At 41.6% G+C, this 26,678-nt stretch carries 26 protein-coding genes; 14 read left to right on the top strand and 12 right to left on the bottom strand.

Going from position 1 to position 26,678, the window contains the following annotated elements:
- Positions 1-12 precede the first annotated feature (12 nt).
- Together JWG44_RS00765 and JWG44_RS00760 are read right to left on the bottom strand one after the other, a co-directional pair.
- On the bottom strand, positions 13-858 hold the full coding sequence (locus JWG44_RS00765; protein ID WP_205273060.1) for an LIC_13355 family lipoprotein: 846 nt from the start codon (positions 856-858) through the stop codon (positions 13-15).
- A gap of 56 nt (positions 859-914) precedes the next feature.
- A complete protein-coding gene (locus tag JWG44_RS00760) occupies positions 915-1,481 on the bottom strand; it encodes an LIC13354 family exoprotein (RefSeq protein ID WP_205273059.1) in 567 nt (188 codons plus the stop codon).
- A gap of 475 nt (positions 1,482-1,956) precedes the next feature.
- Here JWG44_RS00760 and JWG44_RS00755 point away from each other — a divergent pair, with 475 nt between their 5' ends.
- Positions 1,957-3,303: a flavin monoamine oxidase family protein gene (locus JWG44_RS00755; protein WP_205273058.1), complete on the top strand. Its 1,347-nt coding sequence runs from the start codon at positions 1,957-1,959 to the stop codon at positions 3,301-3,303.
- Between the two features lie 128 nt (positions 3,304-3,431).
- On the opposite strand, the gene JWG44_RS00750 is transcribed toward JWG44_RS00755, so the two are convergent.
- Positions 3,432-4,103 carry a DAPG hydrolase family protein gene (locus tag JWG44_RS00750; protein WP_205273057.1) on the bottom strand — a complete coding sequence of 224 codons (672 nt, stop codon included), beginning with the start codon at positions 4,101-4,103 and terminating at the stop codon, positions 3,432-3,434.
- 158 nt (positions 4,104-4,261) lie between these two features.
- Here JWG44_RS00750 and JWG44_RS00745 point away from each other — a divergent pair, with 158 nt between their 5' ends.
- A complete protein-coding gene (locus JWG44_RS00745) occupies positions 4,262-4,933 on the top strand; it encodes a TetR/AcrR family transcriptional regulator (RefSeq protein WP_205273056.1) in 672 nt (223 codons plus the stop codon).
- A 588-nt stretch (positions 4,934-5,521) separates the two neighbouring features.
- On the opposite strand, the gene JWG44_RS00740 is transcribed toward JWG44_RS00745, so the two are convergent.
- Positions 5,522-7,657, bottom strand: a complete 2,136-nt coding sequence (locus JWG44_RS00740) for a toprim domain-containing protein (RefSeq protein WP_205273055.1) — start codon at positions 7,655-7,657, stop codon at positions 5,522-5,524.
- Positions 7,654-9,042 carry a DNA gyrase subunit A gene (locus JWG44_RS00735; protein WP_205273054.1) on the bottom strand — a complete coding sequence of 463 codons (1,389 nt, stop codon included), beginning with the start codon at positions 9,040-9,042 and terminating at the stop codon, positions 7,654-7,656. Before JWG44_RS00735 ends, JWG44_RS00740 begins: the two co-directional genes overlap by 4 nt.
- 202 nt (positions 9,043-9,244) lie before the next feature.
- Here JWG44_RS00735 and JWG44_RS00730 point away from each other — a divergent pair, with 202 nt between their 5' ends.
- From JWG44_RS00730 to JWG44_RS00690, 9 genes are all read left to right on the top strand, one after another.
- A complete protein-coding gene (locus tag JWG44_RS00730; protein WP_205273053.1) occupies positions 9,245-10,177 on the top strand; it encodes an LIC_13346 family putative lipoprotein in 933 nt (310 codons plus the stop codon).
- Positions 10,174-11,739, top strand: coding sequence for a glutamate--tRNA ligase (gltX, locus tag JWG44_RS00725; protein WP_205273052.1), 1,566 nt, complete (start codon positions 10,174-10,176; stop codon positions 11,737-11,739). Before JWG44_RS00730 ends, gltX begins: the two co-directional genes overlap by 4 nt.
- Positions 11,740-11,812: 73 nt before the next feature.
- Positions 11,813-12,400, top strand: a complete 588-nt coding sequence (locus tag JWG44_RS00720) for an ATP-binding protein (RefSeq protein WP_205273051.1) — start codon at positions 11,813-11,815, stop codon at positions 12,398-12,400.
- 2 nt (positions 12,401-12,402) lie between these two features.
- A complete protein-coding gene (locus tag JWG44_RS00715) occupies positions 12,403-13,248 on the top strand; it encodes a DUF455 family protein (RefSeq protein WP_205273050.1) in 846 nt (281 codons plus the stop codon).
- A gap of 163 nt (positions 13,249-13,411) precedes the next feature.
- Positions 13,412-14,557 carry an LIC13341 family surface-exposed protein gene (locus JWG44_RS00710; protein WP_232371409.1) on the top strand — a complete coding sequence of 382 codons (1,146 nt, stop codon included), beginning with the start codon at positions 13,412-13,414 and terminating at the stop codon, positions 14,555-14,557.
- Positions 14,554-15,204 carry an FFLEELY motif protein gene (locus tag JWG44_RS00705; RefSeq protein ID WP_205273049.1) on the top strand — a complete coding sequence of 217 codons (651 nt, stop codon included), beginning with the start codon at positions 14,554-14,556 and terminating at the stop codon, positions 15,202-15,204. Before JWG44_RS00710 ends, JWG44_RS00705 begins: the two co-directional genes overlap by 4 nt.
- Entirely contained in the window at positions 15,201-15,929 is a 729-nt protein-coding gene (locus tag JWG44_RS00700) for an OmpA/MotB family protein (RefSeq protein ID WP_205273048.1), read from the top strand. Before JWG44_RS00705 ends, JWG44_RS00700 begins: the two co-directional genes overlap by 4 nt.
- Before the next feature lie 10 nt (positions 15,930-15,939).
- Positions 15,940-16,365, top strand: a complete 426-nt coding sequence (locus tag JWG44_RS00695; protein WP_205273047.1) for an LA_2478/LA_2722/LA_4182 family protein — start codon at positions 15,940-15,942, stop codon at positions 16,363-16,365.
- Positions 16,366-16,369: 4 nt separating this feature from the next.
- Positions 16,370-17,362 (top strand): M14 family zinc carboxypeptidase, encoded by a 993-nt coding sequence (locus tag JWG44_RS00690; RefSeq protein ID WP_205273046.1) that lies wholly within the window; start codon positions 16,370-16,372, stop codon positions 17,360-17,362.
- Between the two features lie 73 nt (positions 17,363-17,435).
- Here the strand turns inward: JWG44_RS00690 and JWG44_RS00685 are convergent, their stop codons facing one another.
- The 5 genes from JWG44_RS00685 to JWG44_RS00665 all read right to left on the bottom strand — a co-directional run bounded on the left by JWG44_RS00685 (position 17,436) and on the right by JWG44_RS00665 (position 21,978).
- A complete protein-coding gene (locus tag JWG44_RS00685) occupies positions 17,436-18,632 on the bottom strand; it encodes a pyridoxal phosphate-dependent aminotransferase (protein ID WP_205273045.1) in 1,197 nt (398 codons plus the stop codon).
- The gene (locus JWG44_RS00680; RefSeq protein ID WP_205273044.1) at positions 18,629-18,868 is read right to left on the bottom strand and encodes a DUF2905 domain-containing protein; all 240 of its coding nucleotides are present in this window, start codon (positions 18,866-18,868) and stop codon (positions 18,629-18,631) included. Before JWG44_RS00680 ends, JWG44_RS00685 begins: the two co-directional genes overlap by 4 nt.
- A 91-nt stretch (positions 18,869-18,959) precedes the next feature.
- Entirely contained in the window at positions 18,960-19,691 is a 732-nt protein-coding gene (locus tag JWG44_RS00675) for a hypothetical protein (protein ID WP_205273043.1), read from the bottom strand.
- Positions 19,692-19,846: 155 nt separating this feature from the next.
- Entirely contained in the window at positions 19,847-21,412 is a 1,566-nt protein-coding gene (locus JWG44_RS00670) for an FAD-dependent oxidoreductase (RefSeq protein WP_205273042.1), read from the bottom strand.
- Complete coding sequence (locus tag JWG44_RS00665) at positions 21,409-21,978, bottom strand: hypothetical protein (protein WP_205273041.1); 570 nt, start codon at positions 21,976-21,978, stop codon at positions 21,409-21,411. The genes JWG44_RS00670 and JWG44_RS00665 overlap by 4 nt, the downstream gene beginning before the upstream one ends.
- Before the next feature lie 86 nt (positions 21,979-22,064).
- Here JWG44_RS00665 and JWG44_RS00660 point away from each other — a divergent pair, with 86 nt between their 5' ends.
- The 3 genes from JWG44_RS00660 (at position 22,065) to JWG44_RS00650 (ending at position 24,615) form a co-directional block, all read left to right on the top strand.
- Positions 22,065-22,298 carry a ferredoxin gene (locus tag JWG44_RS00660; RefSeq protein ID WP_205273040.1) on the top strand — a complete coding sequence of 78 codons (234 nt, stop codon included), beginning with the start codon at positions 22,065-22,067 and terminating at the stop codon, positions 22,296-22,298.
- A gap of 387 nt (positions 22,299-22,685) precedes the next feature.
- Positions 22,686-24,224: a PAS domain-containing sensor histidine kinase gene (locus tag JWG44_RS00655; RefSeq protein ID WP_205273039.1), complete on the top strand. Its 1,539-nt coding sequence runs from the start codon at positions 22,686-22,688 to the stop codon at positions 24,222-24,224.
- Position 24,225: 1 nt separating this feature from the next.
- On the top strand, positions 24,226-24,615 hold the full coding sequence (locus JWG44_RS00650) for a response regulator (RefSeq protein ID WP_205273038.1): 390 nt from the start codon (positions 24,226-24,228) through the stop codon (positions 24,613-24,615).
- A gap of 51 nt (positions 24,616-24,666) precedes the next feature.
- Here the strand turns inward: JWG44_RS00650 and JWG44_RS00645 are convergent, their stop codons facing one another.
- Complete coding sequence (locus tag JWG44_RS00645; RefSeq protein ID WP_205273037.1) at positions 24,667-26,133, bottom strand: NADP-dependent isocitrate dehydrogenase; 1,467 nt, start codon at positions 26,131-26,133, stop codon at positions 24,667-24,669.
- Positions 26,134-26,323: 190 nt separating this feature from the next.
- Positions 26,324-26,506 (bottom strand): hypothetical protein, encoded by a 183-nt coding sequence (locus JWG44_RS00640; protein ID WP_205273036.1) that lies wholly within the window; start codon positions 26,504-26,506, stop codon positions 26,324-26,326.
- Positions 26,507-26,678: the final 172 nt, after the last annotated feature.

Raw genomic sequence — 26,678 nt, 5'->3', positions numbered from 1 at the left:
AGATTCTCCTAATTAAGGGCTGAGTTGTTTTCCGATTACGCCGTCTATGTCCGGATTCTCATTCGCGCCCGGGATCGGCAGGGTCGTCAAAATCGCTTTTGCGGAAGTAAGTTTGACGTAAAGAAATCCGTTGGTTTGCAGATTTACCGTTAAGGCTCCGTTGCAGCCGTTGCCTGAAGCTCCAAAGTTTGCATCGAGAAGATCAAACCCGTCGCCGCCGCCGGATGTAAAAAGTGTCGCTGAATCCATCGAATTCTTTTCTTGATTGAAATCCACATAACGAAGTCCGGCAAATCGAAGCCAGTTTGCGGGATTTGTGGAGAATGCACCGCCGCCGGTGTAATTCGGATTCCATCCGCACCAGTTAGTGAGGTCGTTTCCTACTTCTACGATTACAGGTTCTAAGAAAACATTTGTCGCATTGTTATTCTGTTGAAACGGATTTTCAAAAACGATAAAGTCGTTGCCCGTCGTATTTTGGACTTTTTTTCCATTCCATCCAAGCACTAGAGACGCACCCGCTCCGTTCGTATCCAAAGTAAAGACGTCCAGGGAGCCGTTAAAATTCCCAAGTCCTAAGATTCCGTCGGAAGCACAGGAAGAATCCTGAAACCCGGTTCCGGTATCGGCAGGAGCGCTTACAATTTGTTTGGCGTTATAAATTCCAACCTGATCGATTGCCGATCGGCTTCGACAAGGATTTTGGTAGGTGTTATTTGCGTTAGTCTGTGCAAGGAAAAGAAGAGCCGCAATGGAATCCGAATCTTCTTTTTCAGTTTCCTTACATCCGAAAAACAAAAAGAGAGGAATAAAAAAAAGAACAAGGATCCTTTTTCCGTTTAATTGTTTGTTTATCATAAGTTTAACCGAGATAAGTGGATTAAAAAATCAGCCCACTTATCTCATTCTTCAATTTACTTTGCTTCGAAACGATTCCAAACAAATCCGGTTCCAGGTGTGAACGTGTTATTCGTATAACAACCTGTGTTCATATTCGTTTTGTCGTTTACTTGAGTGCTTGCTTTGATAGCGTCTAACGTAGTTTTATTGCCGGTCAAATCGCCGCAGAGATAGAATTTATTGTCGGTGAAATAATTCCAATAGTATGCGGAAAATTTTCCGGCGGCGCCGAATGGATGTGCGGTAAATTGGACATACATAACCTGTTTGGTATTATCATACTCGAGGATCGTTCCTTCATAAGTGGAAGTGCCGCTTACTTGTTTGAAGGAAAAATTCGTCAAAGTATATTCTCCGGTCTTAACGGTTCCGGCGCTACTGAACGCATCGCCTGCATAAGACGCGGTTCCGTTGTATGCGCTCCAAGTCCCTGCGATTTGCAAATTCGTGACGTTAACAATGGTTAAGAGGGTTGCGATCTGATCGTTGTTGCTCTCTTCCTGCTTCGTCTCAAAACAGTTTACGGTTCCAAAAAGAAGAACGGCCGTTACTAAAAGGTTCCAAATTACGTTTCGTTTCATGGTTGTTTCCTACAAAAGTTGTCTTTTGTCGGGGTAGACAAGATTCTAAGTTTAGAATCGTATGAATTCAAATTAGAATCCGATCTAAACGAATGGATTGTAAAAGTTAGATTTTCCACTCGGGTCCCCCGACGTTCTCGTCTTTCGGGACCCCATCGCGGAAGCATGAAAATGCGTAGGCGAGTTTCGAACTGTCCCTACCTCGAGGACGGTGTTCGCGGGGAAGATCTGGCTTATCGATTCACTTTCGAAAATCGAAATCACAGTTGCGGGTCAGCGTGGGAATTACACCCAACTTCCTCCCTGAAAGCTTAGGGACAGAGGAAAATTCCGACTCTTTTCTTGCAAGGTATTTTCCGGACCGGAAATTCTCGCGGAATTCCGACCGTTTAGTCAAAATCTTTCCTTGGGAAGAAGTTCAATTGCCGAAAATTAGGAGTGGGAACAAATTCCCGAATTCAATTCGGACTTAACAATGGAAATTAGTAGATCAGAGTTTATCAAACTTGGAATTTTGACCGCTGCGGGCATTTCCGGCCTTCCTGGGATGAATTTACTTGCACAGGGAACTACCGGGACTCAAAAGACGGTGATCGTCCTTGGAGGCGGAATTTCCGGGCTTTACGCGGCTTATCTATTGGGAAAAACCGGAATTAAGGTAAAATTGATCGAAGCGACGGATCGTTTGGGAGGAAGAATCCGGACTGTCCCTGATTCGAGCGGAAATTTTTTGGACCTCGGAGCCGAATGGATCCAGGCCGAACATAAGACCGCAAGAAGTTTGGCTCGAGAATTGGGATTGAAAACCGCGGATTTTGAAGTCCAGTCGGATCTTTTTTTCGGTTCCTATCAGAAAGCGGGCACTTGGGAAATTTCTCCAAAGTCTCAGGAAATTCTAAATAAACTCGTTCAGATGAATTCAAAGATCAATTCCGTGCAGCAACAGGAACTGGATCGGATCAGCTTTTATAATTTTTCGATCTATCAGGGAATGACTCCGGACGATCTCGCGATTTTGAATTTTAAATATTCTTTATATTATGGGGATTCGCTTCGTTCGCTTTCCGCACAGAAAGTTTTGTCCGATTTGATCAACTTCCCGAAATACAACACAAGAATCGAAGGTGGAATGGAAGCTCTCGCAAAGGCTCTCGTTTTTTCTTTGGAAAACACGGAAACAATTTTTGCGGATCCGGTCGTATCCGTTTCTCAGGGAGAAGGAAAAGTTTCAGTGACTACCTCTTCCGGAAAAAAAATCGAAGGAAGCGCTTGTATTTCGACGATTCCGGCAAACCAACTAACTTCGATTCAATGGGATCCGGAATTGGACAAGGAGAAAAAACTTTCAGCGCTGAGAATCCGTTATTCTAGAATCTATAAGACTTTTCTAATGCTTAGAGAGGCGCCGTGGACAAGGGAAAACTTTTCGGCGTATTCGGATTCGGCCGCGGGTTTTCTTTACGATGCGGGAACAAAATCGAATTCGGAAGATAAGGTTTTGGGAATGATCTCAACGGGAGATCGTTACGACGTGATGGCAACAGCGACGGACGCGTTGAAGGTGGAATACATCCGTTTGGCATTGGAGCGTTTGAGTCAGAAAAAAGATCTGCAAGTCCTTCGGATACAAAGCAGCGAGTCCTCTCATTCTAAATACGTTCCTTCCGGAATCGCTACTTTCCCGCCGGGAAGTTACGGATCGATCATATCCCTACTCAAGCCGATGGACCGAATCTTCTTTGCCGGAGAACATACCGCAGAATTGAACGGGACGGTGGAAGGCGCCCTTGCCTCCGCGATTCGTGCGGTCAATCAAGTCTAAAAAAGATCTAAGAACGGGATTTTACAAAGTCGAATCTCTTCCACTTTCAAAGGGAGTAAGAAAAATATCTTAAGAATTTTCTACTCCCTTTTTGAATTCGGAACGACTTTTCAAAAAAGAGTTTCCGATCAGACGGCGCTTCGTTCCGATCTCCGAGAGTTTTCCTTTCGATAGAGTTCAGGAAGAAAACGTTCAAATTGTCCCACTTCTTCGATGTTGTGTTTGATCCAAGCCGATCCTCTTTCTTTGTTAAAGACGAACTTTAAGAAGAGCGGACGAACGATTCTCCAAGTCCAGCCTTTCCATCCTATAATCAAACAGTTTTCGTAGACCGTATCGTTTCCCGAAGGCGCAAAGGTATATTCCATTCTTGCAACTTTATATTTTCCTTCCAATTTCGGATTGTGAATGTAGCCTGTTTCGTTTAACTTCTCGATATCCGTCACGATGTTCACGATATATTTTTTGTTTCTTCCAAGATATTCCACCAAACGAATGGAAGCGCCGGGGCCGATCGAACCGTCGGGAAGTCTTTTTTCATAACTCGCGTGAACGTGGTCTTCCGGATGCCAGACACGATATTTTTCAAATTCTCCTCCTTCGTATGCCATCTTTCCCTCCAGATGAGAAAACCACCAAACGAGCATCTTCGGCGTAACCCCTTTTACTGGAGAATGTCGTATCCAGAATTGAACTCTTCCGTCCGGAAGAGTTCTCACGCCTGAAGAGGCGGTCTCGATTCCTTTTTTGAGCCAAGATACGGGAAGAATTTCGGGAATCGTCAAATCTACGTTTTTCATAAAACCTCAAGTATAGTGATCACTATACTTATTAAAAATAAAATATAGCATTTACTATACAATCTTTTTTTAGGGAAATTGAAAAAAAAAGTACACCCTGATTCGGAATTCTACTTTCATTCCATGTTCGATTTTAAGAATCGAGCGTAGGGTACTACTTGAAACTGAATCGAAAAAAATTACTAAACGAATACGGGAAATACGTCAATCCGGCAAGCGCGAAGGAAAAAGACATTCTCCAGGCGGGAGAAAAACTTTTTGGAGAAAGGGGATTCGAGGGAACCACAACTTCGGAGATTGCGAAAGAAGCTAAGGTAACTGAAAGAACCTTGTTTAAATACTTTCCAACGAAAAAGGATCTTTATTTTAGAATCCTGTCTTCCATCGTCTATGAAACCGCATTTGCCGAACAAATACCCGAACTTAGGAAATTCTTAGAAGAAAGAAATATTTCCTTTGGACAGTGGTATCTTTCGATCATGAGGAATCGTATACAAGCTGCAAAGGGGAATCACCACAAAGTGCGGATTCTTGCTTCCGCGATTCTTCATGATTCGAGTTTCGCGGAATACTTCGGTTCCGTTTGGAAGGAGAATCTTTTCGCACCCGCCTTGGAAGCGATTCGTTATTTTCAAGAGAAAGGCGAGATTCGAAAAGAGATAGATCCGGAGACACTCGTAAAAACTTCCTATAGCATCAATATTTCTTATTTAATCTATCGATTTGTTCTAAGTAAGGATGAGAAGTTTGACGACGAAGCGGAACTCAGGAAAATTTTAGAAATTTTCGGTCGTGGGGTTTTGCATGGATCTAAAACGAATCAATATTAGTAATGTTTTTTGAATATTCTAAAAATCGTATTTTCTGTAAAAATAAAAATCTCTTTGTTTTTCAGATGGTTTTAAAACGGATTCGACCTTCTAAAAGAATCGAATTTTTGCAGCAAAGCGATTTTGCAAGTAGAATTTCAGAACGGAACCGTTTGTCGTAACAACCGGAAAAATTTCAAAAATACAGACGAGCCGCGTTTCACACAGCGAAGGATTTGGATGGATGTTTTTTTCTGATCAATTTAGAGCTTGTCTTTAAATCTCAAAACGCGTTTATAAACATCAGGTAGGCTCGTAATAAAAAAGCAGGAGTTCCTACAGATTACGTCCCTTTTGCGATCTTTGAACTTTCTAACTGCCTTATTTTTCTTAAATTCTGATTGGAGTTCCTACATTTTTGTAAAAATAGGTTTCTCTCTTCTGTTGAAGCTCGAAAGGTTTTGGGATAATTTCTAAATCAGGTAACGGAAGAATTTCGAAATTCTTCCGTTATAAAAAACGAATGATTGAAATGAGATTCGAGAGGAATCGGAATTTCCAAACGACTATTTTGGTCGAGCCGTTTGGAAATTGGAATGAAAGAAAAAATTAATCTTCGATCACGCTCATCGCGTATTCGGAAATCGCGTCTCTTCTTTGTTCTGCGAAGTCTTTGTGGAACCAAAGGTTCTGGATCTTAGAAGCTTCTTTTTTATTTCCGATGGTGATCTTAGTCATACACTCATCCACCGCAAATTTCATGGCTTCTTTTCCGGTTTCTCCGAGACCTTTGTTCCTTTTTTTACGGGTGATTTCTCCGCCGCTTTTTTCAACACGTTTGATCAGATCGTCGTAGTCTTTGTCGTCGATGCAGAAGATCGTTTCCTTTTTTTTATCTCCGAACTTTACATCCACTTCGTAGAGCGGAGCGCTCGAGATATGAATAAAACCCAACTCAAAAAGTTCAGGCCAGTATTCATAAAAGAAAGACAACATCAAGGAACGAATCGCGTATCCGTCGAAGTCCGCATCGGTGATGATACTTATCTTTTCGTAGTTCAATTCTTCTATCGATTTTACTTTCTGATCTAACGGCAATCCGACGATCGCAACGATATTTTTTAATTCTTCATTTGCAATTGCCTTGGCAATGCTCATTCCTTTGCAGTTGAGGGGCTTTCCTCGAAGAGGAAATAGTCCATGTAATTTCGGGTTTCTCGCGGGACGCAAACCTGCGATTGCAGAATCCCCTTCAGCTACAAACAAAACTCTCCCCGGATCGCCCGGCTTTCCGGTCGGAGGCATAAGTTTTGGAATGTTCATTCGGCTCGCTTTTTTAAGACCTTTTTGTGCGTCTTCAAAAGCCTTGAGCTGAGTACGTTTTTCCATCTGCAGCTTGATCTCTTCCAAAAGCCCGGTTTTTTTGATAAACTTTTCAAGATGTTTATCGACCGCGTTTCGAATCTCTTCGTTTAGATCGTTGATCAAATAGGATTTATCCTGGGATTTAAAACGAGGATTGAGGAGCCTTGCGTTCACATACATGTGAAAACAGTTTCTTACGTCGTTTCTTGTGGAACTCGTTTTGAGTTTTTTCTCTAATGCAACGATCTGACTTTTTTTCCGGACTTCGTCGCAGATTCTATTTTCAAGATATTCGATCGCGGATCCGCCTTGTGGAGCGAAAATGGAATTCACCCAGGCAAGGTTTTTGTTTTGTCCGATTACTAGATAAGTTTCTAAGTGAAGTTGCGACGCGGATCCCGGAGCGTTGAAATCCATTTTGTAGTAAACGAGATCGGAATGAGAAAAGATTTCATCGAGTCCTTTTTTGAACTTGAATTTTTCCTTTTTCCCTTTGAATACAAACTGAACTTCCAAACCGGGATTGGTCATCGCGATATCTTGCAGATATTGTTTCATCAAATCCACGTTAAACGAAATATCCAGATTGTTGAAATACTTAGGATTGAGTTCGAATTCCACGGAAGTTCCATGATCTTCTTTCGAAGCTTTTTCGATCAATTCCTGCATGTTAGTTTTTTTGAGGAGCGGGGTTAATTTTTCGATTTGATCCTTTGTGAGCAGAGGACAATCGGTGAACTTTCCGTGTTCGTCGAAATAAAGAAAGATACGATCGGTTTCGTCTTTCGAAAGTTTGTAGGAACGGATTTGTTTTTTTACGTCGTCGTGAACGGTAAAAAGTTTTTTAAACGAGGTTCCGCCGTTTACCGTTTTTACTTTGAAGTAGCTGGACACCATTCTTACGAGGGAGATACCGACTCCGTTTTGTCCGGCGACGTGATCCTGTTTTACGTGATCGTCGAAATTCTCTCCGTACATCAAGTGGAGATAAACTCCTTCCGCGTTCGCGGCGGGAATTCCCCTTCCGTTATCCGCAATCGTTACGCTCTTTCTGTCCGACGAAAGTTGAATGATCAGCTTGGACATTTTATCCTTTTCAGGAATGGTTTTGTCTTTCTGATTCTTACGGTATTCGTCGACCGCGTTCATACAAGCTTCGTCGAGACATTTTAATTTTGCGGGAACGTCTTCGAGTTCTTCGTGAACGATTTCATATTTTCCTTCGTTGTTCTTGCGGAAAAAATGTTGCTCGAACGTGGAAGAGGAGTTTTGCCCCAGCCACATTCCGGTTCTCATCCGAACGTGTTCCACGTTGGAGAGTTTTTTAAAATTTCTTTCTTGGGATGATTTATCTTTTACTTTTGTTTTATCGGCGCTCATACTTTATCCCATTTTGTCTGGAGTTCGTCCAATTCGGTGATCATGAAGTCGGTCAGCTTTTTGTCCTCTTTTACCAAACCTTGATAACGTGAGAGAGCTGTTTTTGCCTCTACGATCGCTTCTTCACACTTTCTTACCTCGTCGATAGTCATTCTATAGACGGGAATTGTGGACAACCATTCGAAATATTTAAATTTAGAGGCTTTGAGTTTTTCTTCAAAGTCCTTTTTGGATTTGATTCCGATCACTTTTTCGTTCCATTTCTCTTTGATAAAACGGATCAATTCGGAGTTCCTTTCGATTTTCTCCTCTTCCAATCCCGAGAGACGTTTGAATCTTCGGATCAAATGAGTTTTTCTAAAATCGCAGAATCGTTTTATGATTTCTTCCGGTTTGAAGTTTTTCAACTTTCCGTCATAAGTAATCACGTTCATCGCAAGAGTCTGAACGTCCTCCTTATTGAAGAGGGCCATAATTTCTTTTTGAGTCGGTTTTTCGCCCTTTTTATATTGAAGTTCGATTCTAAACGTCTGGCTGGAGTAGTCGACGTAGTCCTTTAACCAGGAATCCTTTCTCTCGATAATATCATCGATCAGAGAAACCACTTTTTCACGGTTCCAGTTCATCGGAGAATCGGTAAGATAAAGAGTGTCTCCTTCCCATTTGAAAGCGAAAGAAGTCGCCATCGTAATATTTCCGGCTTCCGTTTCGGCCATTCTGACTTCGCCGCCGAAATCCCTATACCAAGGTTTTAACGGAAGAGGCTTTTTGGTTTTTAGATAATTGACTTGAGACTTGACGATGTCCGCGAGTCTGTGCGCCGGAATGAAACAACGAAAACCGGTTGCAATTCCTTGAATATTATTGAGTAAAACGATCGGAACCTTTCCCACAAAGTGAATCGGCTCGTCTTCGGTTTCGTCGTAATTCTTAACATAATCGATATCCGGTAAACTTTCAAAGAATCCCAAATCTTTTGCAAAGTCGGAAAGTTTTACTTCCGTGTAACGAGGAGAAGCGATCGCACTCGGATCTAAAACGTCCCCGAAGGTTCCTTCGCCGGAAACGAGAGGAATGTTGTTGGCAAAAGTAAAATCCTGAGCCATTTGAGAAAGTGCATCTTGAATGGATCTATCCCCGTGAGGGTGATATCCCATCGCGAGACCCGCAACTTTTACCGTCTTTGTATAACGGTTTCTCGCGTCGGAATTCCACATAGCCCAGAGAATTCTTCTCTGAACGGGCTTCAGGCCGTCGATTTCATGGGGAATCGCCCTGGAATCGCAAACGTAACGCGAATATTTTCTCTGGTCGTCATTGACCTGGTCTTCAAAGGGTCGTTTTGGAAACGCGTCCTTCGGCTTTGGTGGATTGGAATTCTTCATACAGTTTTGGCCAACGAAATTCTAGAAGACTATCCTGTCAACTGTAAAAAGTTGACTGGATTTAATAAGGGTGTTTTTCCAGTGAAAGAAGGTGCAATTCACTTTTGGACATTTGCATATCTGACCCCCCGTTTTTGTAAAGAAAGTTTAATTTTTGGGTTTTTCCTTGCCGGTTTTTGCGAAAAGCACGATCTACAAGTAGATGAAAAAAGTTTTCAGGCTCTTTTTGCCGGTTTCAAATCGTTTTCCATTTTCGTTCCTTGTCTTCATTTTGTTCGGAATTTCTCTCTTCTTTTTTCATTGTAAAAGTTTTCCGATGAATTGGTTTGAAAGTCCAAAAAGTCTTTCGGAACAGTATTCCTCTCAGATTTATTTTGTTTCGAGACCGTTTGTTTCTCCGTATTACGAGAACTCGAGTTTTCAAGCTCGTTATATCTTCCTAAGAAATCGAGCGGGGAAAGACGAAATGGTCCAAGGAATTCTAAAATATATGGAATTGTCCGGAAAGACCGAACAAACGGAAAGAATTGTTTTGGATGTTTCCGAATGGAAGGGAAACTTTCAGAGAAATCCAAACGACAAAAACAGACTTGAATTTGCGCCGAAATTTATTTCCAAAAGAATCGAAAAATCGAATTCGAAAACCTTACCGGAGATTTTCAACCCCCAGTCGAAGATCGAACCGCTGGAGAATGTAAAAAAGGAATTTCTGATCGGAGACGAAGGAGGAATTCGGGAAATCGAAGAGACAAGAGTGGTCCCGGGAATCGGAACTCTAAAATGGAAACACAGTCTACGAGGAATTTTGGTAAGAATTATGCAGACGGAATTCATCTCCGCGAACGGAACTCTCACTTCTTCCAGGGACTACGACTATGAATCTTTGGAATACCCGCCTGCGATCGGACTTACGGGAACGATTCCGATTCTTCCATTAAAAAAAGGAGAGTTTTATGTCGACTATTACTGTTTGGATTTTCCATCCGATGTGGATCTTCCTGCGCTGAGAAAGAACGAACAAAAAAAATCGGTTTCATTTTACGATCTCTCTACAAATAAACCATTTACCACAACGGCTAATTTCAAAAATTATCCTATCATAAGAATTTCCAACGAGAAAAGCCAATCCCCATGAATCAAACCAGAGAAGTCCGAACCAGATTTGCGCCTTCGCCTACCGGGTTTTTACACGTAGGAGGAGCGAGAACCGCACTCTTCAATTATTTATACGCAAAGTCCCAAGGCGGAAAGTTTATTTTAAGAATCGAGGACACGGATCAAAACCGTTCCACCGAGGATTCTTTTAAAATTATATTAGAATCTTTGCAATGGTTGGGAATCCACTGGGACGAGGGTCCGGGCGCCGGCGGAGAATTCGGTCCTTACATCCAAAGCGAAAGAATTTCCATCTATAAAGAATATACTGATAAACTTCTCAAAGAAAAAAAAGCCTATCGTTGTTTCTGTACTCAGGAAGAATTAGAAGCCAAGAAAAAACAAGCCGAAGCGATGGGAGTTCCTTACGTCTATGACGGTCTTCATGCAAACATGTCCGACGAAGAAGTGGAAGAAAAAATCAAACAAGGAATTCCATATTCGATTCGATTTAAAACTCCGTCAAAAACTCTGATCGTCAACGATATCATTCAAGGAAAGGTAAAGTTCGAAACAAAATTGATCGGCGATTTTATCATCGTAAAGTCGGACGGATTTCCTTCCTACAATTACGCGGTCGTTGTGGACGACGCTCTTATGAAGATCAGTCACGTGATCCGCGGAGTCGGACATCTCTCCAACACACCAAGACAGATTTTGTTATACGAAGCCCTGGGTTATGAAACTCCGGAATTCGCCCACGCATCCGAGATCGTCGGGATGGACGGCAAAAAACTTTCGAAAAGAGCGGGGGCAACTTCCATTCTTGCGTTTCGTGATTTAGGATATTTACCGGAAACGTTTCGGAATTACATGGCTCTTCTCGGTTGGACTTCTCCCGATGGGAGGGAATTTCTTCCAAGCGACGAGTTGGAGAAAATCTTCGATGTACATCGTTGTTCGAAATCGCCTTCCACCTTCGACGTCTTTAAAAAACCGAAAGGCGGAGACGAAGAAGTGGTCACAAACTTCTCCGATCTTTCTCAAATTGCCGAAGCGATGAATCCAAAATCTAAACTCAATTGGTTATCAAATCGAACGATTCGAGATTTAGATATATCGAAAGTATTAGAAAATCTCCTTCCGTTTCTCAAAGATAGAAAAGATATTCCGGAAGAAGTAAAAAATATAAGTAACCCTGTACTTACTTCCATCGTCGAATCTGTTAGAGTGTATCTGGACAACCTGACTCAGGCTCCGGATTACATCGCGGAATTTTTCGTTACGGACCTGAAGATTCAGTCCGAAGAAGCGGCTGGTTACCTAAAAGAAGGCGATGGTTCCAAAGTAGTGAAAGAATTCTATACAATGCTGAAGAATTCAGAGCCGAAAACCGATGAGGACTATAAGAACTCAATGTCCAAGATCGGCGAAATAACCGGTCAGAAAGGAAAAACTCTCTATATGCCGATCCGGGCCGCAACCACCGGAAAGTCAGCTGGTTTGGAGTTGCCGATTCTTTTTCCGCTTTTGGGGAAGGAAAAACTCCTCCAGAGAATTGAAAAAACCGCCGGAGAAGCAGGAATTTCGTTGTCGTCCTGAAAAAAACCGGCATATTTTGTTCAAATCGCCTGCTTTGGGCTGTTAATCTGGAAAGTGGGTACCGGGAACGGAAATGAGAGATTCTGACGAATCATTGCTGGTTAAACATCACGGGGGTTCTTACGTTATGTTCCTCCCAACGGATCTAACCAGCATCCGAGAGCTTCGCAGCGCCCTGAGAGATTCTCTTTCAGAGAATTCTTTTGCCAAAAAAGATATTACTCAGATCGAGTTGGCCGCCGACGAAGCGCTTACAAACTCGATTTCGGCTAACGTAAAAGTTAGCTCGGATGAAACGATCATCTGTAGATGGGTGATTCAAGATTGTAAATTCACTTTGTGGATTATGGACTACGGCTCCGGTCTCAAAGCAGAAAAATTAGAATCCCTTACGACTCCGTCCGAACCTTCGAACCTCAAAGACTACATCAGTTGTGTTCAAAAACACCAGGAAAAGAAATGTGAAATTCTTCCGTGGAAAGGATCGCAAGTTCCTCATAGAAATATCGGAAGAGGATTGCAGATCATTCAGTCGTTGATGGATACGTTTAAAATCATGTATCACTGCGGAGAAGGAAAAATTTCCCTCAATCCGGACGAGAAGAACATTCAAGGTTCTATCATCGAACTCGGATTCGACGCTTCCAAACACCCCGCTTAAAAATGACTCTGAACGAATTCGCAAAGCAGGTGCTCTATGGCGCCGGCCTCGAAGACAAATTATTCTCCCCCGCAATTCCGCCGGAAGACAATCAAACATTCGAAATTTCCGATTTACCGAATCTTCCGATCCGCGAAAAAAAAATCCAGATCAGCGATCACAAAAGCAAAATTCCGAGATTGGAACAATTGTTTCTGGATGAAAATCGATACGTGACCCTTCATCATTTCGCCAATCACGAGTTGATGGCGATAGAACTCTTTGCATACGCGATTCTTAAATTTCAAGATGCTCCGTCGAGAGTTCGATGGAGTTTGTATCGAACGCTTTTGGAGGAACAGAACCATCTTCGCCTTTATCTTTCCGAAATGAAAAACGGAGGGATGGAGCTCGGGGATCGGCCTCTCAATTATATCTTTTGGAAACAAATTCCGCGAATGCAAACGTTGGAGAAGTTCTACGCCGTAATGGCAATTTCTTTCGAAGGCGCGAATCTAGACTTTTCAAAAATTTATACGATGGCTTTCGAAAGATTCGGCGATATACAAAAGGCCGAGATCATGAAGAAAGTATACCAAGACGAAATCAAACACGTACGTAGAGGATATCAATACATTCGAAAACAAATGCCGGATTCTAAGAATGAATGGGAACACTATCTTTCTCTCATCGAATATCCTTTTACACCTCGAAGAGCGAAAGGATATCATTACTTTCCCGAAACTAGGATCGAGGCCGGTTTTTCTCAGGAATTTGTAACGGAATTGGAAAGATACGAAGACGAGTTTACGGGAAGAGTGAATTCTCGAATTTTGAAAGAGGTTCTGGATATAAGAACCTTTCCCTAAGAGAACTTAACGCCTCGCTTTCTATGGGCGCTCGGGTGGGGACGGAACCTTGCAGCTTGATCTTTTCGATAGAGTAAAGTTGGATTTTGGAACGCGCTCTAAATTAGAGGCCTCGGAAAATCATAGACAGGCTTTTTTCCCTCCCGGATTCTGTTATCGAACCATGAATCCAGTCGTATTTCGTTTTCAAAAAATTCTCCAAACGTTGATTTTGATTTTTATCGCAGTGAGTTGTTCCTCAAAAACTCCTTCGGATTCTCGAATCGTAGAATTGTTGTTATCTCCTTCCGAACAAAAGAATCCCGATGTCGTCTTAAAAAAGGTGGGAAACCTCGACGAAGATCAGGATTTGGAATCCTTTGCTTTGGTTCGAAATGGAACCGAAGAAGTTCTCGGGGTTTTTAAGAAGAAAAGCGGCGAATGGTCTTTGATCGGGAAATTCTCGTTCTCCCTTTTGAACATAGGTCCGCTTCACTATGACGCGTCGAAGTTTTCTTGGCTTCCGGGCGACGGAGAGAATCCTCAGACAAAAGAAGCAGGTTTTGTAGTTAAGAGAATTCTAATGGAAGAACTTCCGGGCGACGGATTCAACTCTCTCTTTTTGGAAGTGTTAAGCGAAGAACCTCCTCTCGGACTTTTTTCGGTTCCCTACGGTATTCGAAAAGGTCAAAAGATTTTGGACGGTCTATTATCTTTGAAAGATCACGAATTCTTAATTAAAACAAAACGAATCGATTTTGATTACAACAAAGCAGAAAAGAACATAACGATCTTTCCATCCAATCGAAGTTATGCTCAAAATTTTATTTTCAACGGCTGGGAAATGGTCCCAGATATACCGCGAGTTGCGGTTCCGTCTCTCCTTTCTTTAGAAGCTCCCGTGGAATGGAAAAAAGGAGTTTCCGGAGAAGCAGTTCTTTGGTTTAAGAATCGGGGCTCTTATGCTGGAACTACGTATCTTTCACTTTCATTTCCGGATGGAGGAAAGATAAACATCGATACTACGAAAGAAGGGCAACGAATCTATTCTCCCGGTTCGAGCGTTTTTTCATCTGCGGGAAAGTATATCAATGCAACGGTTCCTCTCGTTGAGATTACAAAAGACGGATGGGGAAGAAATCATAAATATGGAATTCGTTTTTCCATCACGCCCGATAAGGACGGAATTCCGAGCGTACTTTTTCGATCTTCCACTCGTATGGGAAGAGACGTTGTCAATCTTCCGAACCAATTCGGCTCGGTTCAAAAACAAACCGATCAACAGGGTTTTTCCGCTTATAGACTGGAGTTGATTCCAAAAAAAGAATGAGCGATCTGGCAGGTAAAAAATTAAAAGCGGCGAGAGCCGAAGTCGTTCGCGCTCAAGTGGAACGATTCCGAGTCTTTTACGCCAACTACTTTCATCTTGAAGAAACGATTCCTATGGTGGAATATTTTTTCGAGAAAATCTACAACTTGGATGGAAGAGATGTCTGGTTGCAACTCGCGATGGACACATATCAAAAGGTAAAAGGTATGATGAAGGAAAGTTCGAGAGAGAATATCGAATATCTCATCGAACTAAACAATCTTACCGAAGAAATGGATACCATTCTTGCAAAACATCTGGTGGAGGCAGGTTGGGACGGAAAACGTCTTACGAGAGAAGAATACGATCTTCATTACGGTCAGATGGGTCATTATAAGGAAAGAATCAGACAGCTTGAAATCGTTCTTCGCAACTTGAAAGTTTTTTACGAATTAGCGCACAAACCGATCAGCGCGTATTTGATTCGCCCCGCCCGATTTATGGCGGGAATGCTCGGAGTTTCCGCACTTTTCCAAAGCGTCGAAGAAGCGTATAACGCGACATTGCCGGTTTCAGCGAACATCTTTAATTCTTTTTACGAAGAAGTGGAAAAGAGAGAAACCGAATACATAGAATCTTTGCTCGGGAATCGTCGGAAAGAAGCATGAGTCGTCTTCGAAGACAACTTCTCGAAAGAGGTCGTCGTAAGGACGAGTCTCACGAAAACCGGGAACGTTGGCTATTGACCTACGCCGACATGATCACCTTGCTCTTAGGTTTGTTTATCATTATGTATTCCATTTCCCAGGTCGATCAGGTAAAACTCAAACAGGTCGCCGATGTGATTCGAGGCGGTTTCGGTTTGGGAGAATCTTTTTTTCAAGGGAGTGCGGTTTCGATCGAAGAAGATCCTTTGCTGCAACCTCGAACTCAGCTCTATCGTTTTTGGGAACGAGTCAGTTATGCTTTGAAAAAGCTAAAAGAAAAAGCAAAACTGAATATAGGAATTCAAGAAACCGAAGAGATCAAGATAGTCCTTTTCGGATCCTCTTTAGGCGAAGGTCAGTTTCAGCCGGACGAGGATATGACTTTTGCTTTTCAAAAAATCTCGGAACTATCGAGTGCAATGGACGTCGATATCACATTAAAGGTGCAAATCCCGTACGGCAACGAGGCTGCACAAAAAGGTTTTCGAAACGTTTGGGAATACAACTCATACAGAGCTGAGTTGATCGCAGATTCCCTATCAAAGAATTATAAAATTCCCAAAGATAGAATTTCGATCGAAGCGTCCAGCGCCTACAAGGCTATCGAGAATTCTTCGTCCACTCCGGAAGGAAAGGCTTCGGGGGAAAGAGTTGAAATATTTATTCGTAAAAAATCCGAACACTGATCGAGAAACTATGAAACAAAAATACGGAAGTTTTTTATTTAGCCTTTTTGGGATTTTCTTTCTTGTTAACTTTGCTTTATGTAAAAAGAATTCCTTACCGAACGGGATCGTGGACGAGAAATGGAGAGAAGAATCTTCGGAATTACTTTCTTCTTATTGTCAAAAACTTGCGAATTGCTCGGAAGTTGTCTCTAAGGATTTAAAGGATTCTACTAAAAGTTTGATTCAAGAAAGGCTAAATCCTGCGAACTGCGCCGAAAAATTTCGTAAATCCAACGCATATCTCCTTGCGAATGAAGATCCCGAGAAGATCAAAAAGTCGGTTCGAGGTTGTTTTCAAATTGTCGCGCATGAATCTTGTGAAAAGATTCAAGGCGGTGTGTTGAAACTTTCGACGGATTGTAACGAACTACAGGCGATTCAATCTAAACGATAAATCTATGTTAGGCGGATATAAAAGACTCAATCGATACGATAAGAAACTTCTCAAAATTTTAAAGTTGGGCGGCAAACTCGCTAATTTGAGTCAGATCGGATTTTCGAGAAAAACGGAAGAGGGTTTTAGATTTCCGATTCATGCGCTTCGGCTAGGCACGGAAAAAGGACTCAGAGAACATCCTGTTGGAATCGTAGCCGGCGTTCACGGCTTGGAAACCATCGGGATTCTTATCTTACTCGATTTTTTAGAGTATATCTTACATCCCGATTCGACCGGTTATCTTCCTGAATTAAAAAAAGGAAAATTAGGAATCGTAATTTTGCCGATCGTAAATCCGGGTGGTGTCGTTTTAAAACAAAGATCAAATCCGGCAGGTGTAGATCTTATGAGAAACTCCGGAATAGACGCAGTAAAAGCTCTGCCTTTTTTCGGAGGTCAAAAAATTTCCAAACGACTTCCTTATTTCCGCGGACAAGGATTGGAACCGGAATCGAGAGCTTTATTCCGATTGGTTCAAGAATCTTTTTTTGACATAAAAGATGCAATGATTCCGGTACTCGATTTACATTCCGGTTTTGGAACGATCGATAACGTTTGGTGGCCTTATGCTTATACAAAGAGTCCTTGTCCCGATACACCTTTGTATCGGAAGATCGGAGATCATCTTAAAAATCACTGCGGTCATATCCATTTTCAGTACGGCCCTCAGAGTGAAACTTATACCACTCACGGAGATCTTTGGGATAAATTCTACGACCATTATCTCGAATATCATAAAGACAAATCTCCTTGGAATTCGAAATTTTTACCTCTCACCCTCGAAGTAGGTACTTGGTCGGATATCAAAGAGGATCCTTCCAAATTGTTTCGAAAAAGAGGGATCTTCAATCCTGCTTCGTTTAACAAAATTGAGACAGTGGGAAGATACAGAGGATTTTTAAGGGACTTCGTTAAACTCGGAATCACGAAACCGAAAGACTGGAGTCTCGAATAGATTTTCGAATTTTTTGATAGGAAAAAATCGCTCGAAGAATTCTTCCTTACCGAATTACCTTTTACTCTTGAAGTTAGGCTTCTTTCACAAAATCTAAAATTCTTCCGATACCGGATTCAAAGGATTCGGTTTCCGCTAAAAGGCTTAAGACGATTCTGCCTGTGTCTTCCGAGTTCGGAAAACCGAACATTTCGCCCGGATGAACATACACCTTTTTTTCTTTTAATAAACGAAGTGAGAATTTTTCCTCCGGAAAAAAATCCTTACTTTCTAAAGTACAATACCAGCCTGCTTTTGGAGGATCGTAGACGATTTTTCGCGATATGTCGGTTTCGGAAAAAATTTGCATGAATGCGGTTCGATTTCTTTGAATTCGTTTTAAAATCTGAGTCTGGATCATCGTCCTCCATTGCATCAGATCCGAAAGTACGTTTTGAACCGGAGTATTCACGGAAAGATAAGTATCCGAAATCAATTCCAGAAATTCCTTTGTTTTCTTTTTCCAGTCGTTTGGGCCGCTGAGTAGAATCCAAGAAAGTTTCATCCCAGGCATTCCGAGGATTTTAGACAAACCGTTTACGGTGATTACGGGCGTATCAAAATCGATTAATGTGGAATGAGTCTGTCCGGCATAAACGAAGTCTGAAAAAACTTCGTCGATGATCAAAGGAATATTATATTCTATTAATATATCTTTGATCGATTCAAAATCGGAACGACTGAATACGGATCCGGTTGGGTTGTTCGGACTTACGATCAAAAGTAATTTGCTTTTGGCGAGGTCTTTCCGGTCCAAATCCGTAGATTTCAAGTTCCAAAAGTTTTCCTTTTTTGTACAATAGGAAATTGTCCGGAGTCCTTCCATTACTGAAAGAAATTCAAATAAAGGATATCCGGGAGCGGGAATTAAAATCGAATCGCCCGCGTCGCAAAAAAGCTTGAATAAATAAGAGTAGGCCTCGGAAGAAGAGGAAACCAAAAAAAGGTCATTTACGTCGATTTCCAATCCTTTGGATCCGTAATAGTCGCAAATGATTTTACGGGCCTTTTCACTTCCTTGAGGATCGGGATTGTATGTGATTAAGTCACTCGTCTGAAAACTATGGCGAATCGCTTCGGAAGGGTATTGAAATCCGGCTTTTGTGGGATTGGATGTGGTTAAGTCGATATAGGCGATGTTCTTTTTTTTGTATTCGGAAAGAATTTCAGCAAATTCGTTTTCACCGTCTTGAAAAGAAAACCGCGAGCTAAAACGAAATTCTTTTCTCATGGCGAACCGTTTCTGAACTTTTGTATCAAAAAAAGGACGATAGAAATCAAGACGCTGATTAAAATCGAAGTAGTGAGCGGGAAATAGAATTTGAAGTTTTCTTTTTCGATTCGAATGTCGCCGGGAAGTTTTCCCAGTTCGTTTAAAAAAGGAAATTTATTCCCATAGAGAAAAAAGATTCCGAGCAATAAAAATAAGGCTCCGAGAATTAAAAAGGGTTTTCCGAAAGATTCCATCTGCGTTCTCGATCTTATTTTGATTATAAATTCAGTCAAGGAGCATTCGGATTCTACCGAGTAACCTTTTGTGTATTCGGATTTTATGATATTATTTTCGGATTGGAACCGCTTCTATCGTCTCCAATCGAATATGAATATCTTTTTCAGGGCTCAAAAGCGGAATATGCGTTTTTACGAACACGTCTCCTGATCTTACGATCGCAACTTTATCCTGAGTCAGCTCCATGTTGATTTTAAAATATAAGTCTTTAACTCCGAATTTCCATTTGGAAGTGGTCCCCTCAATATAATAAGGGTGTAAAGAATTCTTATCATAGTAGATTTTTCCTTTGAAGTGCCTTGGCGAAAGTTGAAGAGGTGTCACCTCGACAACGTAACTTTCCCGATTCTTAAAAAGAACGGGGCCTTTGATCTGAACCGAATAATGATTTTCGGATTCATCGTCAAATATCGGATAGGTGGGCGATGATTTTTCGGGTTCGTAATCCTTGGGCGAAAGTTTTTCTCCATTCTTAACGTAATCGAGGACTACGATGACCGGTCGTTCATAGTAATATTCCACCCTTCGTATCGTTGCCTTCGAGATCGAGATTTGTTTTCCGGTCTTTGAGTCCGTCTCGGTAATTTTCAATTCTCGCTTATAATCGATTCCCTTAAACGTAGCGATGGCATTTCTAGAACTTTGTCTGATCTTTTCGATGATACGGCTCAGGTCCTGTTGCCTGATAGGCGTGGAGGAAAGCTCGTGGGATTTTCCCGTTATAATATAAAAAGATAGAAGTAGGAGCGTGCTCCCTTTTCTGAAGTAAAATTTTTTCATGATTTTTTGCGAACGACGGAGCAAGATGCTAAGTCTTCCGTTTTCAAATGCAAGAAATTATTCTTTTCCATATTCTAAATCGAGATTGATCTTACTTTGAAGTAAGGACTCTAGAATTCTTACTTTAAAGGATAGGATAAAGAAATTTCTTTATGTCAATTTGCGGATACGAAAGAATCTTCTAGGATGAATTTGGCCGCTTGTTTGCTGAATGCCATAATCGTATAACTTGGATCCACTGAAACTCCGGTTGGAAATACGCTTGAATCGGAGACGTAAAGATTCTTTAGCCCGTGAACTCGGTGTTTCCAGTCGACAACGGAGCGGGAAGGATCCTGTCCCATTCTACAACCGCCCGCGGGATGAGGCGCCGCCATCATCATAGAAGCCGGACTCAACTCGATTTGATCCACTTTGTCGATTTCTTTCTCCGATTCTATTTTTGTCCTTTTGAGGTCCGGAAGAAGGATCCATTTTGCGCCGGCTTTAAAGTTCAGTTGCACTTGTTTTCGTATACAATCTCTGAGAAACGCTTTTGTCAGCTTACCGTAGTTATACGTTACGGTTCTTTTTCCGGAAGAACTTACGGAAATATTTCCTAACTCGGACGGAACGTCGTCGATCCATCCAATGGTTCCTCCGAGTTGAGGAAGAATTTTCATGATCTCCCTATGTTCGATTCCGAACCCTGGAATCAGAGCGGCGAGACTTCCGGGTTGAAGCTGATTCGCCATGATCAAAAAACCACCTTCGACATATTTCCCATCTTTAAAACGAGCCAGACGAAATTCTTCCACACCGAACGCTGAGGGAATGTTTCTCCACTGTATGATCGGTTCGTCGTAGATTGCGTGAACGAAAGGGGAGGGATTGATTGCAAGGTGTTCGCCGAGCGCGGGTAATTTATTTTTCCATCCGTTTCGAAGTAAGAACGTGGAACTTCCGAAGCCGCCTGCGGCGATCGCAAAAACGGGAGCTTCGAATTTTAGGGTGATTCCCGATTCTTTTCCGGAAGGCCGGTCGATCATCACCGCTTCTAAAAATTCCACCTTATCTCCTTTGAGTTCCAAGCGAACGGCTTTGCAGTCCGCGTAGATATCCGCGCCAAAGGACATCGCTTTTGGAATGTGGGTGACTAACTGACTTTGTTTCGCACCGAACATACAACCTTGCATACAGTGACCGGACTTCTGGCAATTTTTTCTTGCCTGTGGAACCGGGTTACCTTCCCAACCTAGGGACTTGCAGGCTTTGCGAACGAGTTGATTCATTTTATTATGATATTCTTCTTTTGCAGGATGTACATTCAGAGTTTCGTCGAGTTCTTTCCAATAAGGATCGAGGTCTTCGGAGGAATGCCCGTGAACTCCGTATTCTTCTTTCCAAAGATTTAAACGATCGTTCGGAGTTCTGTAACTGTCCGCCCAATAATGAACCGAGGCGCCACCCACGTTTTTTCCATATACGAGATTGATGGTTCCGGAACCGTCGGTGGCCATATTTCTTTCTGCGGAAACCTTTCCCGCCATGTTGAGTTCATGATTGTCAAAAGTCCCGGTATGGTAGTAACCGCCTTCTTCGATAAGGACGACTTTTTTTCCGTTCTTGGAAAGTTCGTAGGCCAGAGTCGCGCCGCCACAACCGGTTCCAACGATCACAACATCGGCTTTAACGGTTCTTGAATCGCCTAGATTCTTCCATTCGTAAACGCGACCGCTCATGCTTCCCCCGAAATTTTTCTATAGTAGATTCTGGATTCGCTTAGTTTTTCAGGAGGATCGGCAAAAGGTCCGTCATACGAAATCGATTTGAATGTGGACTCGTGTCCATAGTACATCAAGAAGATCGGCATTTTAAGATTTGCTAATGCTGCTCGAATAGTATCGGAATTCGTCGTTTCCTGAGAACGTAAAAATTCCGATCTGTCTTCTTCGCCTAATCTGGAAAAACGACTCCAATATCCGCTAACGAGAGGGAGGTATTCTAGGATAAGAATCAGAGATTTGAAATCATCGGTGATGCCGGAGTCCACGAAAAAGAATTCTTCATCCAGGCGCTTAACAACTTCCGCCTTTTCTATATCGGGAAATCCTTTTTCAGGAGGTAAAAGGGTCTGAGCATACGCGTGTAAAAACTGAGCTTCGGATTCGGAAAAGAATATGGTCTTCGGAACATTGCCGGAATACGATCTTTGGCAAAGTAGCGATCCGATGCCGACGCTTAATAAACCTCCGAAACCAAATCCGAAGAGTTTGCGTCTTGAGATTTTTTCTGAAAACACGTTCATCGTTCCGTGAGTATTCTTACATTAGAATCGGTGTCAATTCTGAAAACAGGGTTGACGAAACAATCGTTCGATTAACCTTGTTAAGCATGGCTGACAAAAACGACAAAGTCAAACAAAACGCAACCGGCAAATATTATATCGATAACAGCTGTGTTCCTTGCAACGATTGTGTGGAAGAAGCTCCTATGCTTCTGAAATATACTGATGACGAATCTAAAGTTTACTTTCATAGACAACCGGCGACTCCGGAAGAGGAAGTGGCGGCCAAAAAAGCTATGGAGATTTGTCCTGTCGAAGCTCTTGGAGACGACGGGGAATAAGATTCTCAATGGGCCGGACTTGTTCTCTTTAAAGTCCGGCAAAAACACCATTCTCAGACTTCTCATTGGATTGATTTCAATTCTTCTCTTTTTTAGAATTTAGCCTTCCGTTTTATCTACTACGAATCTTAAAATCACGATCCCGGAACTTTATCGATTCGTTTAATGATTGCAAATCGTTTCTTTTGATTTCGGATAATAGTCGTTTGTAATCGGTTTTTATCTTCTTTTCGGAACGAAGTTTGATTCTTCTTTTTAATGTAAATTCTCGAAAGATTTCGTCCTATTTTTCCTACTTTAACCTTTTACAAAAAATAAAATTCGAATTCGTAATGAATTGTTTTTTTAGAAGAAGGATTATTCTAAGATAACTCACGGCGGCTAATTTTGGATGATTTGAATATTCAATCTACAGAATTTTATAAAGTATTGGTTCAAAGAAGTCCCGATCTGATTTGCTATCATAATCCAGACGGTTCTTACGTTTATGTGAGCCCCGTTGTAACTTCGATGTTGGGTTATCAACCGGAGGAATTGATCGGAAGAAGTCCATACGATTTCTTTAATCCCTTGGACAAAGAACGTATCTATAAAAACTCTCACGAACCCGTTCAACGAGGATCTAATTTCGAACAAATAGAATATCAGTTTCTTCGAAAGGACGGAAAATATATTTGGCTTCAGACGATTTCACAATCCGTTCAAAATGAAAAAGGAGAAGTGATCGGAATTCTTACCAGCTCGAGAGAATATTTGGGGTTAACTACAATCTTAGATGAGACCGAAAAAAAGCAGGCCTTAGAAGAGGTTCGTTTATCCGAAGAAAAATTCTTCAACGCTTTTTACTATTCGGGTGTGGGAATGGCTTTGGTTTCCTTGGAGGGAAAATGGTTGGAAGTGAATCCGCATCTTTTGGATATTCTCGGATATTCCAGGGAAGAACTTTTAAAACTAACTTTTCAAGATATTACCCATCCCGACGATTTGATGGAAGACCTGGCCCTCGTTCAAGAACTTCTCGACGGCAAGAGAGACAGCTATCGATTGGAAAAAAGATATTTTCATAAAAATGGAAGTACGATCTGGATTCTTTTAGTTGTTTCTATCGTAACAGATCCCAAAAAGAAACCTCTGTTTTTTATTTCTCAGATTCAGGACATTACGGATCGAAAGAATATGCTTTCGGCGTTGATCGAAAAAAACGAAACTTTACAGGCTTTGAGCAATCGCCTAACAGAAAGAAACGCACAACTGGAAGAATTCAACCAGATCGTATCTCATAATCTTAGAGCTCCCATCGGAAATATTTTCACCTTAGTTCAAATGCTCTTGGAAAAAGACGCAACGGATAAAGAGGATTTGCTTGGATCGCTTGAAATCAGCGCAAACGACCTTATGACCACTTTGAAAGACATTATTGAAGTAATAAAGATTAGAAGAAATCTGAATATCGATAAACAGACGGTTTCTTTTCAGGAAGCTTTTTTGAAAGTGCAAAATTTACTTTCCGCGCAGATCAAGGAGGTCGGAGCGGAAATAAAATGTGATTTTACTGGGGCGCCGGAAATTCTTTATCCAAAAGTTTATTTGGAGAGTATTCTTCTGAATTTATTGAGCAATTCTTTGAAATATTCCGAACCCAGTCGTAAACTGGAAATTTCCTTCGTCTCATTCAAAGAGGGTAATAGAACTTTCTTAGTGGTTAGAGACAACGGACTTGGGATCGATCTTAAAAAATACGGACATCAAATTTTTAAAATGAATAAGACGTTTCATAGGGACAAAGAAGGACAAGGCATCGGCTTATTTATGACTAAGAATCAGATAGAATCTTTAGGCGGCGAAATTACGGTTGAAAGTTCCCCTGGACGCGGAACCGCCTTTGTCATCAATTTTAACAAGTATAATGATTTTGAACAACGATAACATGAATTTCTGGTTAATCGACGACGACACCATTTATATCATGATTGCAAAAAGATTCTTAGCAAAAGACGGAAGGACAAAAAAGTTAAGAGATTTTCAAGACGGGGAGGTTGCGATCAAACAACTTCAGACTCTGAGCTCAAATTCGGAAGAACTTCCTGACGCTATTCTTTTAGATATCAATATGCCGTTTATGGACGGCTGGCAGTTTTTAGACGAGTTCAAGAAAATCCAAGGCGATCTTGCCAAAAAGATTACGATTTTTATGGTAAGCTCTTCCGTCGATGAAAGGGATATCGTAAAAGCGAATTCCTTTCCGGAGGTCAAGGGTTATATTTCCAAACCGCTAACTCAAGATCACATTCAAAAGCTTTATAACGATTTAGAGTAAGTCTTGATCCAAGAGTGCGTTATCTGCAACGCACTTTTCGTTTTAGACCCTCTACTCTCCCTGACCTAAAGAGAAGGCTCGCTTTCCGTCGAAGTAATATAGATTTTCCGTCTTTACAGCATCAAACCCGGCATCATCCAATTTCAAAAGTAATTCTCCGATTTGTTTGTGAGAGATCGGATAATAGGTAGGATTTTCAGGATGTAAAAGGGCTTCTTTACTGACGAACCTGCATCTCCAATGATCGATCAAAAAGGTTTCCGGTTGTCCGTCAGGATATACTTTTACTCCGCGATTCGTGATGATCTTTAACTTTAGATCGCTTGCGATCGATTCCAATTTTTTTCCAAGTTCGTTCGGATCCTTTCCGACCCAATCCAAAAAAACGTCGGTTCCGACCAATTCCTTTTTCTGAAGAATTCTAGTATATTCAGGAATTGTAATTTTCTTTGCTTTTCCGAAAGAGACAGGTTTGAACTTTTCCGGCAGATGTCCCAAATTTCCGATCACGGCTTCTGCGAATTCTTTAGTTCCGACCTTGATTCTACTCACGCCCGGCTTAAAAATATCTCCGGTATGAATACCTTCTTCGATCGTCAACAACCAGGCATTATTGATCTTAGCGGCTATGTCGGGTTGTCCGATGTGAACCAACATCATTACGGCCGCATTGAGAAGTCCGGATGGATTTGCGATATTCTTTCCGGAAATATCCGGCGCGGATCCGTGGATCGCTTCGAACATAGAAACGATTTCACCGATATTGGAAGATCCCGCCATACCAACGGAACCGGCGATCTGCGCTACGATATCCGAAATGATATCTCCGTAGAGATTCAAAGTTACTACTACGTCGAAATTTTGCGGTCTGTCCGCGAGGTTGGCAGCCCCGATATCGATGATTTGAGAATTGGATTCGAGCTCGGGATATTCTTTCGCAATATCTTTAAAAATATCATGGAACAATCCGTCCGTCTGTTTCATGATATTGTCTTTAACCATCGCGGTCACTTTTTTGCGGCCGTAAGCTCTCGCATATTCGAACGCATAACGAATGATTTTTTCGGAACCGGGGCGGGAAATCAGTTTTAAACATTGGACCGTATCGTTTGTCTGTTGGTGTTCGATTCCAGTATAAAGGTCTTCTTCGTTTTCGCGGATGATTACGATATCTAAGATCGGATGTTTGGTTTCGACATAAGGATACAGAGAAAAACAAGGTCTTACGTTTGCAAAGAGACCTAACGTGGTTCGAACCGTAACGTTTAAACTTTTATAACCGCCTCCTTGAGGAGTTGTGATCGGCGCTTTCAAAAAAACTTTTGTTTGTCTTAAAACGTCCCAAGCTTCCGGTTTGATTCCCGAGGAATGTCCTTCTTTATAAACTTTTTCACCGATCTGAATTTCGATCGGTTCGATCTTGGCGCCGGCCGCGTTGAGAATTTTGAGAGTCGCCTCCATAATTTCGGGACCGATTCCATCACCGTGAGCGATTGCGATTTTAGTTTTTTCGGACATTCTCGTCTCCTAATACTTCAAATAGAAAGAGAATGGAGAAACAGGTCAATTCCCTTCCTGCGACGCTCGTATTGAAAGTGAAGAAAATGTGAATGAAAGGGATTCATCCCTTTTGGAATCGAAATTCTAAGATAAGAATTGGAGAATTTTGTAATCTAAGAAAAAGAAACTTTGAATCGTAAAATCGATCTTATTCGATTTCGAAGTCTGATTCGGAATCTACAAGAAATTCTTCTCTGGAATAGATCAACTCCATTACGTCGTCCATCCAATCCGGCGTTCCATGATTGGGATCTCCGAACGGATCGTTTGCTCTATACTGTCTCATGATTTCGCTGTGCTTCTGAATCTGATCTTTTGTGCTTGCGTTCATACTAGAATTGTCGGTTTAAAGAACCGTTTCCTGACAGATTTAGGAAAGAATTAATAATTTCTTTCCTAATGTACAACCAAAAAAAGATTTATTTTTGCAATACTTTTAACCGAAATAGCGTCGATAGAATCGACGTTTTTAAGAGGAGAAAGAATGGAGGAGCCTAACGATC

Source organism: Leptospira ainazelensis (assembly GCF_016918785.1).
GTDB lineage: Bacteria > Spirochaetota > Leptospiria > Leptospirales > Leptospiraceae > Leptospira > Leptospira ainazelensis.
Note: the sequence above shows the minus strand (reverse complement) of the source record. Positions and strands in the feature narration are given on the sequence as shown.